Source organism: Flavivirga spongiicola (assembly GCF_030540825.1).
Taxonomy (GTDB): domain Bacteria; phylum Bacteroidota; class Bacteroidia; order Flavobacteriales; family Flavobacteriaceae; genus Flavivirga; species Flavivirga spongiicola.
This window is the reverse complement of sequence record NZ_JAUOEO010000001.1, coordinates 4,217,120-4,232,557: the sequence shown is the minus strand read 5'-3', so window position 1 is coordinate 4,232,557 and position 15,438 is coordinate 4,217,120. Positions and strand designations below refer to the sequence as shown.

Genomic DNA, 15,438 nt, shown 5'->3' with positions numbered 1-15,438 from the left:
AATTTACCTTGTATTTATATTAATGCTGGGTCTGTTATTATTTCCAATAAAGCCGGACCATTGTGTATTTTTAGTTTTTCTAACGCTGATAATAAGTCTTCTTTTTTGGTTACTCTAATACCTAATGCTCCACAATTCTCTGCATATTTCGAAAAGTTTGCATTATGTAAAGAGGTTTTCCAAACGTCTAATTCGGCAGCTTTTTGCTCTTTAGAAATTTTCCCAATTTCTAAATTGTTGAGCAACACATGTTTAATGTTCATATTGTATTTTACCAAGGTCATCATTTCACCTAAATATTGTCCAAATCCACCATCTCCAGAAACCGACCAAATAGGTCTGTCTTTACCTTGTGCAGCCCAAGCTCCCATGGCAGCAGGCAATGAAAAACCAATAGACCCTAAATACCCTGACATTAAAATAGATTGGTTTTTAGGCTCAAAATAACGCCCAAAAGAGTATGTGTTGTTTCCAACATCCACTGCAATTACAGCATTGTCCGGAACTACTTTATTCATAGCTTCAAAAACAGCTATAGAACTTAATCCTGCCTCACTTTCATCTTTCAATCGACTTGCTTTTTCTTCTTTCCAGATGGCCCAGCGTTTTGCAATTTCTGAACGTCTGTCTACCGTATTAAGTTTTCCTTTAGATTGTTCTTCAATAATAGCTAGTGTTTCAGAAATTTCTCCCCAAAGTGCTGCATCAACTTTATGAAATTTACTCAATGCTGTTGGGTCATAATCTACTTGTATGATTGGTTTTTTAGGTGTAATTCCTGTATGGTTTGAAAAAGAAGCTCCAAATACAATTAATAAATCACTCTCGTTCATAAACCAAGAGGCAATTGGTGTTCCGCTTCTTCCTAAAACACCGCAACCTAATTCGTGATGGTCAGAAATTTGCCCTTTCGCCTTAAATGTTGTAATTACTGGACAGTTTAATTTTTCAGCAAAAGACGTAATAGCTTTCATTTGAAAACGCGCTCCATGACCAACAATAATAGCAGGCATTTTAGAGTTTTCTAGCATACCAACTGCTTTTGAAACCATTTGCTTTGGCGGCGAAATATTCATAGGTGTAATTCTACCTTCTGGTGTTTGTGCTTCTTCTCCTGTTGGTTTGGGCATGAAAGCCACTTCATCTGGAAATGTTATATGCGATACATCTCTATTTAATAACGCACTTTTTATGGCCAAGCTCATTAGCTCACTATGTTTTGAGTTTTGTTGTACGCTATGATTAAAGTTAGCCACTGTTTGAAACGCACCCACTAAATCTACTTCTTGAAATGCACCAGTTCCCATTACTTGTGTGTCTACCTGACCAGAAAGGGCTAATAGGGGAGAACGGTCTACTTTAGCATCCCACATGCCTGTAAACATGTTTGTAGAACCAGGTCCTGCTATACCAAAACAAACCGCAGGCTTTCCTGTTAGTTTTCCATAAGCCGATGCTGCAAAAGCGGCTGCGCCTTCATGACGAATTCCAAAAAACTGAAATTTACCTTGTTCTTCTAATCGCTTCATGGCATCAGCAACACCTAAATTTGAGTGACCTACCATTCCGAAACCAGTGTCAACACCCCAGTTTACCATTGTTTGTATCATTACATCTGAAATGGTGTCTTGATGAGTTTCCTCTTCTTCTATGGCTATAAAAATTTCATTACCATCTTCTTTAACCTCAAAGGTTTTTACACCATCATCAAACCCACCAGGTGGTGTTCCTGTGCAAGGGTCAAAGTCCCAACCGTGCCAAGGGCAACGCAACATGCCATTTTCAATAGAGCCTTCTCCTAAAGGACCGCCTTGATGTGGGCACTTATTATCAAGTGCAGAAAATTTGCCATTGTAATGTGTTAAACAAACTCCTTGATGGCCAGCAGTAACTGTTTGAACACGGCCTTCTGGTAGTGTGTTTTTATCTTTTAGTACACTGTACCATTTTTTGGATGCTGCCATACTTTTTTAGTTTTTGTTGAATTTTGTTTTAAATTGGTCTTGTCGAATACTTACTGCTCTATAGGAATATTTTATTAAAGATAACAAGCCTAAAAGCATAATTACAATGCCTATTATACTTATATAAGTAGCACTATTTTCTATGACTTTGAATTGCAAACCGCCTATTAATCCTGAAATTGCTAGACATGCCACAGCGGTATAAAAAAAGACCATGGCTCGGTTTAAGGTCTTCAACTGTGCTAATTTTCGATGAATAATAGAATCGTCTTTAGACAGCTCCTTTATTAATCCACTTAACTCATTAGTTAATGTAACCATTAAGTTTGAGGTCGATAGTATTAGCAAGCCTATGCCTGGGATCATTGTTATTGGTAAATACCAGTTTTCCATTATATTATTATATTCCTGCGTAATTAATTCCTGTTAACTTATGCATATCTCTATTGAATGTAGATAAATCATCATGATTAAATTTATTAACATTATCATAGCCGCAAGACCTCGCAATTACTTTTATTAGATTATTAGTGGCATCAAAAAAATTATGTAATTGTTTTGCTGATGAATCAATAATTAATCGCTCTCGAAGTGATTCTTTTTGAGTTGCAATACCTACAGGGCAGTTATTACTACCACAAGCACGCATCCCCAAACAACCGATAGCCTGTAATGCCGAGTTGGACACTGCAATAGCATCTGCACCAAGCATCATGGCTTTTGCAAAGTCTTCTGCAACGCGCAAACCACCTGTAATAACCAAGGTTACATCTGTAGTTCCAACCTTATTCATATACTTTCTGGCTCTTGCTAGTGCAGGAATGGTTGGCACATTAATATGGTCTCTTAAAATGGTAGGAGCAGAACCTGTTCCGCCACCACGACCATCCAGTATAATATAATCCACACCAACATCGAGTGCAAACTGAATATCTTTTTCGATATGGCTAGCTGCAATTTTAAATCCAATTGGAATTCCTCCAGTGCGTTCTCGCACCTTATCGGCAAAATCTTTAAAATCTTGAACGCTATGGAAATTAGGATTTGCAGCCGGTGAAATAGCTGTTTCACCTTCTTTTAAACCTCTAACTTTCGCTATTTCTGAACTTACTTTATTTCCCGGCAGGTGGCCTCCTGTTCCTGTTTTTGCACCTTGTCCTCCTTTAAAATGAAAGGCTTGTACATTATCTAATTTATCCCAAGTAAACCCAAATTGTGCAGATGCTAATTCGTAAAAATACCTTGAATTATTAGATTGTTCTTCTGGTAGCATACCACCTTCACCCGAACAAATTCCCGTTCCAGCTAATTCTGCGCCTTTAGATAATGCAATTTTTGCTTCGCGTGAAAGCGCACCAAAACTCATGTCGCTAACAAACAGAGGCATATCTAAATGTAATGGCTTTTTTGCTTTTGGTCCAATTACAATTTTACTTACTACGTCTTCATGGTCTAATAACGGTCTTGATGCTAATTGTGCTGGTAAAAATTGGATATCATTCCATTTAGGCAATATGTTTCTATCAACTCCCATAGAAGCAGAAAATCCATGATGCCCAATATTCTTTAACCCGTTTTTTGCCAATTCTTTAATGTAACCAGTATAGGGTTCTGTATCTTCTGGATGTGTATCGGCATAAGCACCTAAATACTCACTGCGGTTAAAAGGTTGTGGGCTATTTATTAAATAAGCATCTATTTCAAATGCATCAACCATTAAATCATCGCCTTCAATTTTGGTAGAAAATTTATGCAGGACTTCTTTGTTGTTGTACTCAGAAACACCAGAATCTACTCTATAATCCCATCCATGGACACCACAAATAAGATTATCACCTTCTACATGACCATCTGACATTAAAGCACCCCTGTGCAAACATCTTCCGTAGAGGACAGAGATGTCTTCATCAAATTTCACAATGACTAAATCTAAGCCATTTACAAGTGCATGAACTGGTTGTTTATTGATTAACTGACTTATTTGTGCAATTACTACTGGGTTTTTCATATTGTTAGTTCTGTTTTTTTAGTTATCTACTTGATCTTCTGGAAGTGTATTAATAGATATAGAATCTATATCATAACTAATTAGTCCTTCTTTTCGCATCGTACTTAATATATTGCTTACTGTTTGCCTGGATGTATTCGTAAGGTTTGCTATTTCTTTATGTGACAAAAGGTTTTTTGCTACTAGTTGACCTTTTTCATTGGGTTCACCAAACTCATCTATATAATCTATAATAAACTCTTTGATTCTTGTTGGACTATCTTTATATAACAAATCGTAAAGTCTTCGTTCTAACTTTTTTATACGTAATCCATATACTTTTAGAATTCCATTCTTTAGTGATTTATGCTTTACCATAAGTCCTTCCATTTGTTCAGACTTAATATAACAAATAATACAATCTTCTAAAGCATATGCAACTTCTTCCGTGGCAACTTTTTTATCATAAAGTGCTAATTCTCCAAAAATGTTACCTCGTTTTACTACATATTTTACAGTATTATTCCTAGCATTAACAATTTTTACGCTCCCTTTTTTTAAAAAGAAAATACTATTAGTATGTTCATCTGAAAGCTTAATGAGTTGTCCTTTTTCAATATTATCCATTTCCAAAATCTCGCAGATTTTCATCATATTTAGCATTCCGAGTTTTTTAAAAAGGTTAAACCCTTCTAGAAACCAATATTTAGTGATTGCTTTCATGTTTTTTTTAGATATATAATATCTCAAATGTAACTAATTCAAAGTGTTATTCGATTACCTTAAATTTTTAAAAGTTACTTGAGACGACAATTGAGTCACTTTTTTTATAAGATTGTTATAAAAGCTTATTACGAATTATTTAAGCTGCACAGGAAGCTAAATTAATTACGATCTCATAAAATTTTGGCAAAAACAATAGGTGAGAGGAGCGACGATATTTTAGGCTATACGATTGCAATTATCCTGTGGATGATTGTGTTTGGATACAACACTTCACTAAATACTCGTTTCAAATTGTATTTAGCTAAAAAGGTCTACTAGATATTTTGTAAACGGCAAATAGTCTGAAATTAATGATCTCACTATAGTTTCTTCTGCAATGTTAATGGAATACTTTTTATGATACGACGTAGGAGGGAAGTGTAATGTGTGTGAAATGAAAACATAGTTTTGATGTTAAAATTATACACTGTATATTTATGCTTTTTAACTCAAATAATATGGAAGGTAAATATGCAAATGGCTACGTTTTTATGGCTTCAAGTTTAGATGGTTTTATAGCGAGGCAAGACAATTCTTTAGATTGGTTAATGAAGTATGGCGTAGATGAAAATGACAATAGTTTTGAGGAGTTCACAAAAAATATAGATGTATTAGTAATGGGAAGTGGCACATTTAAAACTGTACTTGGTTTTGAACAATGGCCTTATAAAATGCCTGTATATGTTTTGAGCAGAAGATTAGCTCAAGATGATGTTCCCGAATCATTAAAAGAACAAGTAACTATTAAGGCTTTAAATCCTAAAGAGTTAATGCAACTTCTTTATGAGAAAGGTCTTAAAAAAGCTTATATAGATGGTGGTAAGTTGGTGCAATCATTTATTAATGATGGTTTAATTGAAGAAATTACGCTCACACAAATTCCTATTCTAATTGGTAAGGGAAAGAGATTATTCGGAGAATTGGATAAGGATATTGATTTAGAATTAATGAATTCAAAACCTATGAAATTTGGCTTTATCCAAAATCACTATCAAGTATTAAATACATAGAATATGACAAGTAAATCATTAGGTAGACCAACAAATGATAAATTGATATTGTCAAAAGATGATATTTTAAAAGAAGCGCTCAAAATTCTTGATGAACAAGGAGAGATTGGGCTTTCGTTTAGAAAATTAGCGAATGTGTTTGGAGTTACTGCAATGGCTTTAAAACATCATGTAGGTTCACGTCAAGATATCATAAAAAGTCTTGTAGAAATTGTTTATAAAAATGTAAATGAAATTACCATAACTAATGATTCTAAAGAAGTAATAAGAGTATTATTAGGGAACTATTGTAAATGCGTTTTTAAGCATCCAAATGTATCAAGACTATTACTAACAGACCATTCTTTAATTAATAAAGAATTAATTGACCTTACTAATTCAATTAGAGAACACGCCATTTCATTAATTAATGATGAAACTGAAGGTATTCTGTTCGCAGATGTCATTGTGGATTACACGCATGGTTTTGCATTGGCTGCAGCTTCACAAAATGAGAAAACAGATTTAGGAGTATTAACTATCCATGACTTTTATAAAGGTATCGATTGGATACTTGCACGAGTATAGCACAACACAATGAAGTATATAAAGATAAAAGGGGCGAGGCAAAATAATTTAAAGAACATTAATGTTGAAATTCCAAGGAATCAAATAGTAGTTTTCACAGGGTTATCAGGTTCTGGAAAATCTTCTTTAGTATTTGAGACTATAACTGCAGAAGCTCAAAGACAGTTATATGATACATTTAGCACATTTGCACGTAGTCGTTTGCCAAAATATGACCAAGCAGATTATGACTCAATTGAAAATTTATCTCCTGTAATTCTTTTAGAACAGAAACGAATTGTTGGTAATTCACGTTCAAATGTTGGAACACTATCCGAAATTTCAGCATTTTTAAGATTGTTATTTTCAAGAATAGGTTCTCCTGAAGTTGGTATGTCTAATCATTTCTCTTCTAATTCTCCAGAAGGTATGTGTCCAAAATGTGGAGGAGTTGGCTCTATAAATGATTTAAATATTGATGGAATAATTGATTGGAACAAATCTTTAAAGCAAGGAGCAATTCTCTTTCCAGACTTTAAAATCAATTCTTTAGCTTGGAAATTGATAGTTAACTCCGGCTTTTTTGATATTGATAAGCCATTAAAGGAGTATTCTGAAAAAGAAAAAGAAACATTGTTTTATGCTGATGGACTCAAGTTTAAATTAAGTGAGGGAGAGCAAGGATTCGATGCTAACTTTAATGGTATAGTAACAAAAATCAATAGAGGATTCTTAAAGAAAGATTTCAATAGTCTTTCTAAATCAAGACAAAAAATTATTATACAGTTTGTTAAAACGACAACCTGTACTGATTGTCATGGAGCACGATTAAAAAAAGAAGCTTTAGAGTGTAAAATTAATAGCAAAAATATTTATGAGTTAGGGAATCTACAACTTACAGAATTGTTTAGTTTTTTAAAATCTATTAAAAGTCAAGAAGCAGAAACAGTTTTAGAACAGATAATAAAACGAACAGATAATCTGATTAAGATTGGTGTTGGTTATTTAAACTTATCCAGAGCAACAGGGACATTGTCTGGTGGCGAAGCGCAACGTGTTCAGTTAGCCAAACAATTAGGCAATAGTTTAACTGAAATGCTATATGTTTTAGATGAGCCAAGTGTTGGTTTACATCCAAGAGATGTAGATTTGGTTGCAGATTTATTAAAAGAGTTACGTAGCCAGGGAAATACAATTTTAATGGTTGAACATGACCCAGATTTAATAAAAATCGCCGACCACATTGTAGATATGGGACCACACGCAGGAAGTAGAGGAGGAGAAGTAGTATTTCAAGGAAATTTTGATGAATTATTAAAGGCTAAAACACTAACAGGTAAATATATAAATCAAAAAATCCCAGTAAAAAAGAACTTTAGAAATTGGACTAATTATTTTGAAATTAAGAATGCCACAGCTAATAATTTAAAAAATATAAATGTTAAGATTCCTAAAGAAATTTTTGTTTGTGTCACAGGAGTTGCAGGTTCTGGTAAGAGTTCATTAATTAATAAAGAGTTTTTAAAAGCACATCCAGGTGCAATAGTTATTGACCAATCACCTGTTGGTAAATCTATTCGTTCAAATCCAGCAACTTACACAGGAGTATTCGACCAAATTCGTGATTTATTCGAAAAAGAAAATCCAACGACCAGAGCTTCCTTATTTAGTTTTAATGCAGAAGGAGCTTGCGAAAATTGTAAAGGATTAGGGTATATTTTAATGGACTTGGCATTTATGGACCCAATAAAAATCAATTGTGAAAAGTGTAATGGGAATCGCTACGAAAAAGAAGTTTTAAAACATAAGCTGAACCATAAAACTATTGCAGATGTTTTAGAATTAACAGTAAGTCAAGCAATCGATTTTTTTAACGACAGCAAGATTCTAAAAAAACTAAATGTACTTCAAGAAGTAGGATTGGGGTACTTACAATTAGGGCAACCATTATCAACTTTATCTGGTGGTGAATGTCAACGTGTAAAATTGGCAAGTGAACTACATAAAGAAGGAAACATTTATATTCTGGATGAACCAACAACAGGCTTACATTTATCTGATATTACCAAGATTATTGAGCTATTAGAAAAATTAGTAAATAAAGGGAATTCAGTAATTGTTATTGAGCATAGTCTAGATATTATGAATAATGCAGATTGGATTATAGATATTGGTCCTGAAGGAGGCAAAAATGGAGGCAAATTGATTTTTGAAGGAACACCATTAGAACTTCAAATGAAAAGCGAAAGTTATACTTCAAAATTTCTAAATTTTTATAATAGTTCGAATTTGCCGACCTCATAAAACTTTGGCTAAAACAATAGGTGGGTGGAGCGACCATATTTTAGGCTATACGAATACAATTATCCTGTGGATGATTGGATTTGGATACAATACTTTACTTATTAGCTATCATTTTTTTTATAAATGGATCTTAGTCGTAAAACATCATAATTTCGCCAACGCACCATCTGTGTTATAAATAGCTTCATCCACCGGATAAACCTATTTATAAAATGTACTATAATGTTCTGCGTTATGTAACTTTGTTTTGGAAAAAGCGAAGTTTAAAACTACTGCTTTTTCTTATTTTTTTCTTCTCAAATGTTTCTTTAAAAATGTAATGGAATATGCTTTGCCCGAAGCTAGCCTGTCCTGAGCGTAGTGGCGATGTGTATGGAATTATTACTTTTAATTATCAAAGAATTGTAGTAAAATTGGAAAAGTAGAAATTTAATTAAATAGGGCTTTTAGTTCTTTATAGCGCGTTCTACCAACAGGTAAAATTTCGCCATTGTTGAGTTCTACAGAGTATTTACTTCCTGATTGTATAATAACTTCCTTTATTTTTGACATTTTAATTAAGTACGATTTATGAATTCTCAAAAAAGTTTGTGGTAGCAATTGTGTCAATTTCTCTAAAGATTTATCGTGCAATTCTTTTTGGCCATTACTCAAATAGACTTCAGTATAAACTCCAGCTCCTTTTATATATAAAACGTCTTCAATTTTTATTAGTTCAATGGTTCCTCTCTTTTTTACAGCCAAGAACTGCAAATTCTCGTTGGTAACATCTTCTTTTTTTATTATGCGATTAAAAGCTTGAGCTAAACGTTCTTTATTAAAAGGTTTGGGAACAAAATCTAAAACGCCATACTCAAAAGCAGTTAGTGCTTGATGCTTATTTGCTGAAACAACTACTGTATGGAAAGCCTCAGAAACAGTATGTTGCAAAATATCAAATCCGTTTTCTCCATTTAAATTTAAATCTAACAACAATAAATCTAATTGGTTGTTTTGTATATAATCTATTCCTTCATTTAAAGAATGTACACAGATTATTTCTTTTAATGTGTTTAAAAAGAATTCTTTTACCATTCGCTCAAGGCGTTTAGCTATTCTTGCTTCGTCTTCAATAATTAATATGCGCATTGTTTATGCAGTTATTATGATTTCATTTTTCCAACCATTTTTGGTTGCTTGTGATGTTAATATCCACTTGTTTCCATAACTCTCAGTAAGTCTAGCTTTTACATATTTAAAACCTGTTCCGCCCTTAATTTCTGTTTTATTACGTCTTACTTTAGCAATAGTTAAAAATGTTATTTTTTGCTTTTCTGCTTCATTTTCTACAATGAGTTTAAAACTCATTTCGTTATCATTATTAGGTAAACAATGTGTTATTCCGTTTTCTAAAAGTGTATGAATTACTGCAGGCGGAATTGTTTGTGTTTCATCATCCAAAACACCTTCATCTTGCCATAGGTAGTTTATCTCTTTTCTATATTTCATTATATTTAAATGACTCTTACAGATTTTAATTTCTTGAGAAAGTGGTATTAATGTTTCATTTTCAACTTGATTTAGTAAATCAAATTCTTCAGCTAAGGCTTCAATAAATTTAACTCCTTTTTTGGGTGCTTCTTCTACCCAATCTATTAAAGACGTTAAGGTATTCATTAAAAAATGTGGCTGGATTTTCTTTTTAAGCAATTCGTATTTTAAACGTGTAGACTCTGCAATAGAAAACTCAAAAGCCTGTCGTTGCTCTTTTAATTTAACAGAGAGAACATTAAACATGCATAATAAGATTATACCAAAACTAACGAATAAGCTTATGTCGTAAACTGAACTTTTATAAACTATAAAGCTTAGTATTAATCCAATTAATATAATTATCGCTGATTTTTGTTTTTTATAAATAGCATAACTAATAATAATTGTTGAAGAAACCCACATCATTTGCCCTAAAAGTAGTGCTGTAAAATCATAATGCCCAATATTATACACAAAGACAATCAACAATAATATAGCGTATATAGGCATAAATGACTTATAGTATTTAAACTTAAATTGTACTGCAAAATAATAAGGCACTAGAAATGAGATTAAAAATATTAAAACGCCAATAATTTGTAATCGCAGATAAAAATTAGAATAATGAATAGGAATATAAAACTTTAGATATTCCATAATAGCAAGTAAAAAAAACAATAAACTAGCTACACTAAACAATAATAGTTCATACTTTTTTATATCGTTTAAATAGAGTAAAAAGTAATAAATGGATGCTATTAAAAAGATACCAATAAGAATATTAATTAGTATAGTACCTAATAAAGGTTCTCTAATAATCCTTTTATAGTTATCAATACAAATATGGTAATCTCTATCTTCTTCATTTTCATAAAACATAGATGTTCTTAATGCTAAAGAATGATTTCCAATATCTAACAAATGTCTTGGAATAACAAAAGACTGTATGAAAGAACCGGTTTTTGCTGTAGAGGATTCAAAACCTGGTTTACCATTTGTTCCAATTAAAACACCATCCCAAAAAACCTCATAAGCACCAAATACTTGCATATATATTCCTGTAGTTTCAAACTTATCCAGCTTTTTAGTAATTTCAATAGTTTTTCTGGACCAGAAGATTTCATCTCCTTTTGTTTCCTTTATAGTTTCACTCCAACCGTTATCGTCGATGTTTTTTTTACTATAAGAAGGACTATCTCCTTTTTGATAAATAGCTTCAGAAGCTTTATACATCCTATTAGCATCATTACGATTATTGCAGGATACTAATAGTAAAATTAGCAGTAAGTGTATATAATTTTTCATTAAATAATTTATTACTGTAAAAGTAAATTAAATAAAATGGCTTTTAGAGCAGTTGACAAACTGCTAGAGCAGTTGGCATATTAAACGAATAAATAGAGGAACAAAAGAATGTTCTTAGCAATGAATTTAAAACTATTATTATGAAAACATCAATCAATCTTTACTTATTTATCTTTTTATTTAGCACCTTAGGTTTTAGTCAAAACCAAATAAAAGGGAGCATAACAGACGCTTCTGGAGAACCTTTAGTTTATGCTACAACGGTATTGAAAACGGAAAAATCAGAACTTATAGAAGGCGTTATTACAAATGCAGATGGACAATTTAATTTACAACAACCAAAAAAAGGAAACTATGTTCTAGAAATACAATATTTAGGATATGAAATATTAAAGCAAAATATTAGTATTATAGAAGACACTAAAAACGTAGATTTAGGTAGAATTATTCTAAAAGAAGACGCTAATGCTTTAGATGAAGTAGTTGTTCAAGGAAATACGGCTGAAGTCTCACTAAAACTGGGTAAAAAAGTATTTATAGTTGGAAAAGATTTAACCTCTCAAAACGGTTCTGCAAACGATATTTTAAGCAATGTACCATCTGTAAACGTAAGCCCAACAGGAGAAATAAGCTTGCGTGGAAATAGTAATGTACAAGTAATGATTAATGGTAGGCAGTCTGCTCTAACGCAATCTCAAGCTTTAGAGCAATTATCAGCAGATATTATAGAAAGCGTAGAAGTGATTACCAACCCTTCGGCTAAATATGATGCTTCAGGTTCTGCAGGAATTATTAATATTATTTTAAAGAAAAATAGAACTTCTGGTTTTAACGGTCAAGCACGTTTAATGGCTGGAACTCCTGCAGATCATAGAGCAATAGCAAATGTAAATTATAGAACAAATAAATTTAATGTATTTGCCAATGTAGGTATTCGTTATTCCGATTACGAAGGAGATTATAGTAAACAACAAACAACTGTTGAAAATGGCATCACTACGTTTTTAGATTATAATGAAGATGAAGATAGGCATGATGATGGACGTATTTATTATCTAGGAACAGATTATTTTATTAATGATAAAAACGCTGTAACAGTAGCTTATTATAGAAATGAAACTAAAGATACAGATGTTACAAAATTAAATTATGATTTATCAGATTCTGATGGTAATGTAAATTCATTGTTTACGCTCGGAAACTCCAAAGAAAAAAGAGATTACAATCAATTAGAAGGAAATTACACCAAAACATTCGACAAAAAAGATCAAAAGTTCACAATCGATTTTCAATATGATTTTTTTAATAGTAATAAAAAATGGACATTAAATACTGATGAAGTTATGCCAATATTAATGGATCTTTCAGATATTAGAACTATAGCTAAAATTGATGCTAACGATATAGTAATACAATCCGATTTCACAACACCACTTAATGAAAATTCAAATTTTGAAACAGGAATAAAATTTGAAAACAGATCTATTACAAATACTTTTTTAGCAGAAGAATTAATCAATGGAAACTTTGAAACTATAGACAATATTAATAATACATTAGATTATAAAGAACAGATAGTTTCTGGTTACACGCAATACAATTCTAAAATAAATAAAATAAGTTATCAAGTAGGCCTGCGTTTAGAAGCTACATCTATAGATATTGATGCTTCAAGTGCTGCATTAAATTCTAAAAATAATTACACAAATTTGTTTCCATCTGCAAATATTGGATACGAATTTACAGATAAAACAAGTGCACAATTAAGTTACAGTAAACGTATAAGTCGACCTTCTTTATGGAATTTAAATCCATTTTTCGAGTTGAAAGATTTCACATCTCGTTTTACAGGAAACCCATCATTGACGCCTTCGTATACTGATGCTTTTGAATTATCTACAATTTATAAAGGCAGTAATTTTCGCTTAAATCCATCCATATATTATGCAAATACAAACGATGTATTTCAATATGAAACAACTCAAGACGACAACGAAGTTTTCACACAGAAACCTATAAATTTAGATAATGAAAAACGTTATGGTTTTGAACTATCTGCAACATATAATCCATTAGAATGGTTACGATTCTCTAGTGACTTTAATACTTATGCGTTTAAGCAAAAAGGTGTTATTAATGCAACAAATGCTGATTTTAGTGACAGTACTTGGTTTGTAAACTTCACAACAAATATTACTCCAGTAAAAACGGTGAAACTACAAACTAGATTGTATTATCAAGGAAAAAAATCTACAGCGCAAACTGAAACTTCTGCAGTAACAAACTTAAATTTTGCAATTAATAAAAGTCTATTTAAAAATAAAGGAAGTATTGTTTTTAATATTTCGAATGCTTTAAATAGTAGAAAGGTAAAAGAAAAAATCACAGGAACCAATTTTGATATAAATCAAACTAGAAACAGAAATGCACAACGTTATTCGCTAAGCTTTCTTTATAAATTCAATCAAAAACCAACAGATAGAAATAGAGAAGCAAAAAGAAGTAATAGAAATTAATCTTTTTAAAAATAAAGTAGAAAAAGCTGAAAATGGTTCAGGATAAAACATAGACACAAATATTTTTTAAACGCTGCGAAGCAAAACCGCTTATTAGTTTAATGACCCAAGTACTGCACATTAAATAGAAACGAATACATTCTGGGATATTTTACATAATATTGAATTATAGCTATCATTTTTTTTATAAATGGATCTTAGTCGTAAAACATCATAATTTCACCAACGCGCCATCTGTGTTATAAATAGCTTCATCCACTGGATAAACCTATTTATAAAATGTACTATAATGTTCTGCGTTATGTAACTTTGCTTGGGAGAAAAAGCGATTTATAAATAACTATTCTTCTTTTTAGATTTTTTTCCTATCCCAAAAGTTTCTTTAAAAATGTAATGGAATACGCTTTGCCCGAAGCGACGGTAGGAGTGAAGTGGGAATGTGTATGGAATGGAAATAATTGCTAAAAACATAAAATTAAGACTCTATAGTTTTGTAATATTCAATCTAATATATTAAATTGCATCAATAGTATGATTATTTAAACAGAAAATATATGTCTACGATTAGAAAAACAATAACATTTACAGAAAAACAAGATAAGTGGATAAAATCACGAATTACAATAGGAGAATTTACTAATGATAGTGAATACCTTCGTGATTTAGTAAGACGTGACCAAGCAAAAAATGCCAAATTTTCAGCACTCAAAGGAGCTATAACTGAAGGCATGGAAAGTGGTGTTAGTGATAAATCCGTTCCAGATATCATGAAGGAAGTTGAAGACCGTATGCGGGCAGATGGGCGTTTATAAAGTATCAAGAAGTGCCGAAATTGATCTTGCCAAAATGTATGAGTACGGCATTGAAACATTTGGATTAAAACAAGCCCAAACATATTTATCAGGAATGCACACACTATTTCAAATTTTAGCTGATAATACTACTTTAGGACGTGATGCGTCAGAATTTGTTCTGTCATTAAAAAGATTTTCGTATAAATCACATACTATTTTTTATTTGTCTACAGATATTGATATTTTAATTGTTCGTGTATTAAATCAAAGTATGGATTATGAAAATAATCTATAAATTATAACTTCCCTTAGTGCTATAGTGCTATTGCAATAAAACTCAAAAATTTAAAGTTTATTAAGCAATTTTACATAATGACTGATTATGGAATATATAAATGTTCTATAATGTTCTGCGTTATGTAACTTTGCTTTGGTAAAAGCGAAGTATTTACCTCTAATTCTCTTTGATTTTTTTCTTTCTAAAAGTTTCTTTAAAAATGTAATGGAATACTCTTTTTGTTGAAAGGGTAGAGGAGTGGAGGCAAAATGTGTATGGAATGGGATTATTATCCAAAAACCTGAATCAACTCCAAACCTTATAATTTTAAATAGAATGAAATAATTCTATAACTTAGAAATTTTGAAATAAAAATAAGTAATTTTCACTGATTTATACTACCCACTTTTCATTTTTTTTTGTATGAATTTTATATGAAATACTATTATTTGATATAC

General features: G+C 31.5%; 13 protein-coding genes. 7 read left to right on the top strand and 6 right to left on the bottom strand.

Going from position 1 to position 15,438, the window contains the following annotated elements:
* Positions 1 to 14: 14 nt before the first annotated feature.
* From Q4Q47_RS16890 to Q4Q47_RS16875, 4 genes are read right to left on the bottom strand one after another with little or no spacing between them, the layout of a single operon-like run.
* Positions 15 to 1,964 (bottom strand): thiamine pyrophosphate-binding protein, encoded by a 1,950-nt coding sequence (locus tag Q4Q47_RS16890; RefSeq protein ID WP_303307815.1) that lies wholly within the window; start codon positions 1,962 to 1,964, stop codon positions 15 to 17.
* A gap of 6 nt (positions 1,965 to 1,970) precedes the next feature.
* A complete protein-coding gene (locus Q4Q47_RS16885) occupies positions 1,971 to 2,357 on the bottom strand; it encodes a DUF2721 domain-containing protein (RefSeq protein WP_303307814.1) in 387 nt (128 codons plus the stop codon).
* Between the two features lie 7 nt (positions 2,358 to 2,364).
* Positions 2,365 to 3,972 (bottom strand): glutamate synthase-related protein, encoded by a 1,608-nt coding sequence (locus Q4Q47_RS16880; RefSeq protein WP_303307813.1) that lies wholly within the window; start codon positions 3,970 to 3,972, stop codon positions 2,365 to 2,367.
* 18 nt (positions 3,973 to 3,990) lie between these two features.
* On the bottom strand, positions 3,991 to 4,674 hold the full coding sequence (locus Q4Q47_RS16875; RefSeq protein WP_303307812.1) for a Crp/Fnr family transcriptional regulator: 684 nt from the start codon (positions 4,672 to 4,674) through the stop codon (positions 3,991 to 3,993).
* Between the two features lie 479 nt (positions 4,675 to 5,153).
* On the opposite strand from Q4Q47_RS16875, the gene Q4Q47_RS16870 reads away from it, so the two are divergent.
* The 4 genes from Q4Q47_RS16870 to Q4Q47_RS16855 are packed head-to-tail and all read left to right on the top strand — an operon-like array spanning position 5,154 to position 8,754.
* The gene (locus tag Q4Q47_RS16870; protein WP_303307811.1) at positions 5,154 to 5,726 is read left to right on the top strand and encodes a dihydrofolate reductase family protein; all 573 of its coding nucleotides are present in this window, start codon (positions 5,154 to 5,156) and stop codon (positions 5,724 to 5,726) included.
* Between the two features lie 3 nt (positions 5,727 to 5,729).
* Positions 5,730 to 6,293 carry a TetR/AcrR family transcriptional regulator gene (locus Q4Q47_RS16865; RefSeq protein WP_303307810.1) on the top strand — a complete coding sequence of 188 codons (564 nt, stop codon included), beginning with the start codon at positions 5,730 to 5,732 and terminating at the stop codon, positions 6,291 to 6,293.
* A 9-nt stretch (positions 6,294 to 6,302) separates the two neighbouring features.
* A complete protein-coding gene (locus Q4Q47_RS16860; RefSeq protein WP_303307809.1) occupies positions 6,303 to 8,576 on the top strand; it encodes an excinuclease ABC subunit UvrA in 2,274 nt (757 codons plus the stop codon).
* A 4-nt stretch (positions 8,577 to 8,580) separates the two neighbouring features.
* On the top strand, positions 8,581 to 8,754 hold the full coding sequence (locus tag Q4Q47_RS16855; RefSeq protein WP_303307808.1) for a hypothetical protein: 174 nt from the start codon (positions 8,581 to 8,583) through the stop codon (positions 8,752 to 8,754).
* Between the two features lie 251 nt (positions 8,755 to 9,005).
* On the opposite strand, the gene Q4Q47_RS16850 is transcribed toward Q4Q47_RS16855, so the two are convergent.
* Positions 9,006 to 9,704: a LytR/AlgR family response regulator transcription factor gene (locus Q4Q47_RS16850; RefSeq protein ID WP_303307807.1), complete on the bottom strand. Its 699-nt coding sequence runs from the start codon at positions 9,702 to 9,704 to the stop codon at positions 9,006 to 9,008.
* Between the two features lie 3 nt (positions 9,705 to 9,707).
* Positions 9,708 to 11,393: a histidine kinase gene (locus Q4Q47_RS16845; RefSeq protein WP_303307806.1), complete on the bottom strand. Its 1,686-nt coding sequence runs from the start codon at positions 11,391 to 11,393 to the stop codon at positions 9,708 to 9,710.
* Between the two features lie 140 nt (positions 11,394 to 11,533).
* Between Q4Q47_RS16845 and Q4Q47_RS16840 the strand changes: the two genes are divergently transcribed.
* From Q4Q47_RS16840 to Q4Q47_RS16830, 3 genes are all read left to right on the top strand, one after another.
* Complete coding sequence (locus tag Q4Q47_RS16840; protein WP_303307805.1) at positions 11,534 to 13,909, top strand: TonB-dependent receptor domain-containing protein; 2,376 nt, start codon at positions 11,534 to 11,536, stop codon at positions 13,907 to 13,909.
* Between the two features lie 554 nt (positions 13,910 to 14,463).
* The gene (locus Q4Q47_RS16835; RefSeq protein WP_303307804.1) at positions 14,464 to 14,721 is read left to right on the top strand and encodes a type II toxin-antitoxin system ParD family antitoxin; all 258 of its coding nucleotides are present in this window, start codon (positions 14,464 to 14,466) and stop codon (positions 14,719 to 14,721) included.
* Entirely contained in the window at positions 14,708 to 14,998 is a 291-nt protein-coding gene (locus Q4Q47_RS16830; RefSeq protein WP_303307803.1) for a type II toxin-antitoxin system RelE/ParE family toxin, read from the top strand. Before Q4Q47_RS16835 ends, Q4Q47_RS16830 begins: the two co-directional genes overlap by 14 nt.
* The last annotated feature ends 440 nt before the right edge of the window (positions 14,999 to 15,438 follow it).

Bases quoted from the DNA above. Each gene is read 5' to 3' on its own strand.
- Q4Q47_RS16875 (WP_303307812.1), bottom strand. From the start codon at position 4,674: ATGAAAGCAATCACTAAATATTGGTTTCTAGAAGGGTTTAACCTTTTT.
- Q4Q47_RS16860 (WP_303307809.1), top strand. From the start codon at position 6,303: ATGAAGTATATAAAGATAAAAGGGGCGAGGCAAAATAATTTAAAGAAC.
- Q4Q47_RS16865 (WP_303307810.1), top strand. From the start codon at position 5,730: ATGACAAGTAAATCATTAGGTAGACCAACAAATGATAAATTGATATTG.
- Q4Q47_RS16880 (WP_303307813.1), bottom strand. From the start codon at position 3,972: ATGAAAAACCCAGTAGTAATTGCACAAATAAGTCAGTTAATCAATAAA.
- Q4Q47_RS16845 (WP_303307806.1), bottom strand. From the start codon at position 11,393: ATGAAAAATTATATACACTTACTGCTAATTTTACTATTAGTATCCTGC.
- Q4Q47_RS16850 (WP_303307807.1), bottom strand. From the start codon at position 9,704: ATGCGCATATTAATTATTGAAGACGAAGCAAGAATAGCTAAACGCCTT.
- Q4Q47_RS16890 (WP_303307815.1), bottom strand. From the start codon at position 1,964: ATGGCAGCATCCAAAAAATGGTACAGTGTACTAAAAGATAAAAACACA.
- Q4Q47_RS16835 (WP_303307804.1), top strand. From the start codon at position 14,464: ATGTCTACGATTAGAAAAACAATAACATTTACAGAAAAACAAGATAAG.
- Q4Q47_RS16885 (WP_303307814.1), bottom strand. From the start codon at position 2,357: ATGGAAAACTGGTATTTACCAATAACAATGATCCCAGGCATAGGCTTG.
- Q4Q47_RS16870 (WP_303307811.1), top strand. From the start codon at position 5,154: ATGCTTTTTAACTCAAATAATATGGAAGGTAAATATGCAAATGGCTAC.
- Q4Q47_RS16840 (WP_303307805.1), top strand. From the start codon at position 11,534: ATGAAAACATCAATCAATCTTTACTTATTTATCTTTTTATTTAGCACC.
- Q4Q47_RS16830 (WP_303307803.1), top strand. From the start codon at position 14,708: ATGGGCGTTTATAAAGTATCAAGAAGTGCCGAAATTGATCTTGCCAAA.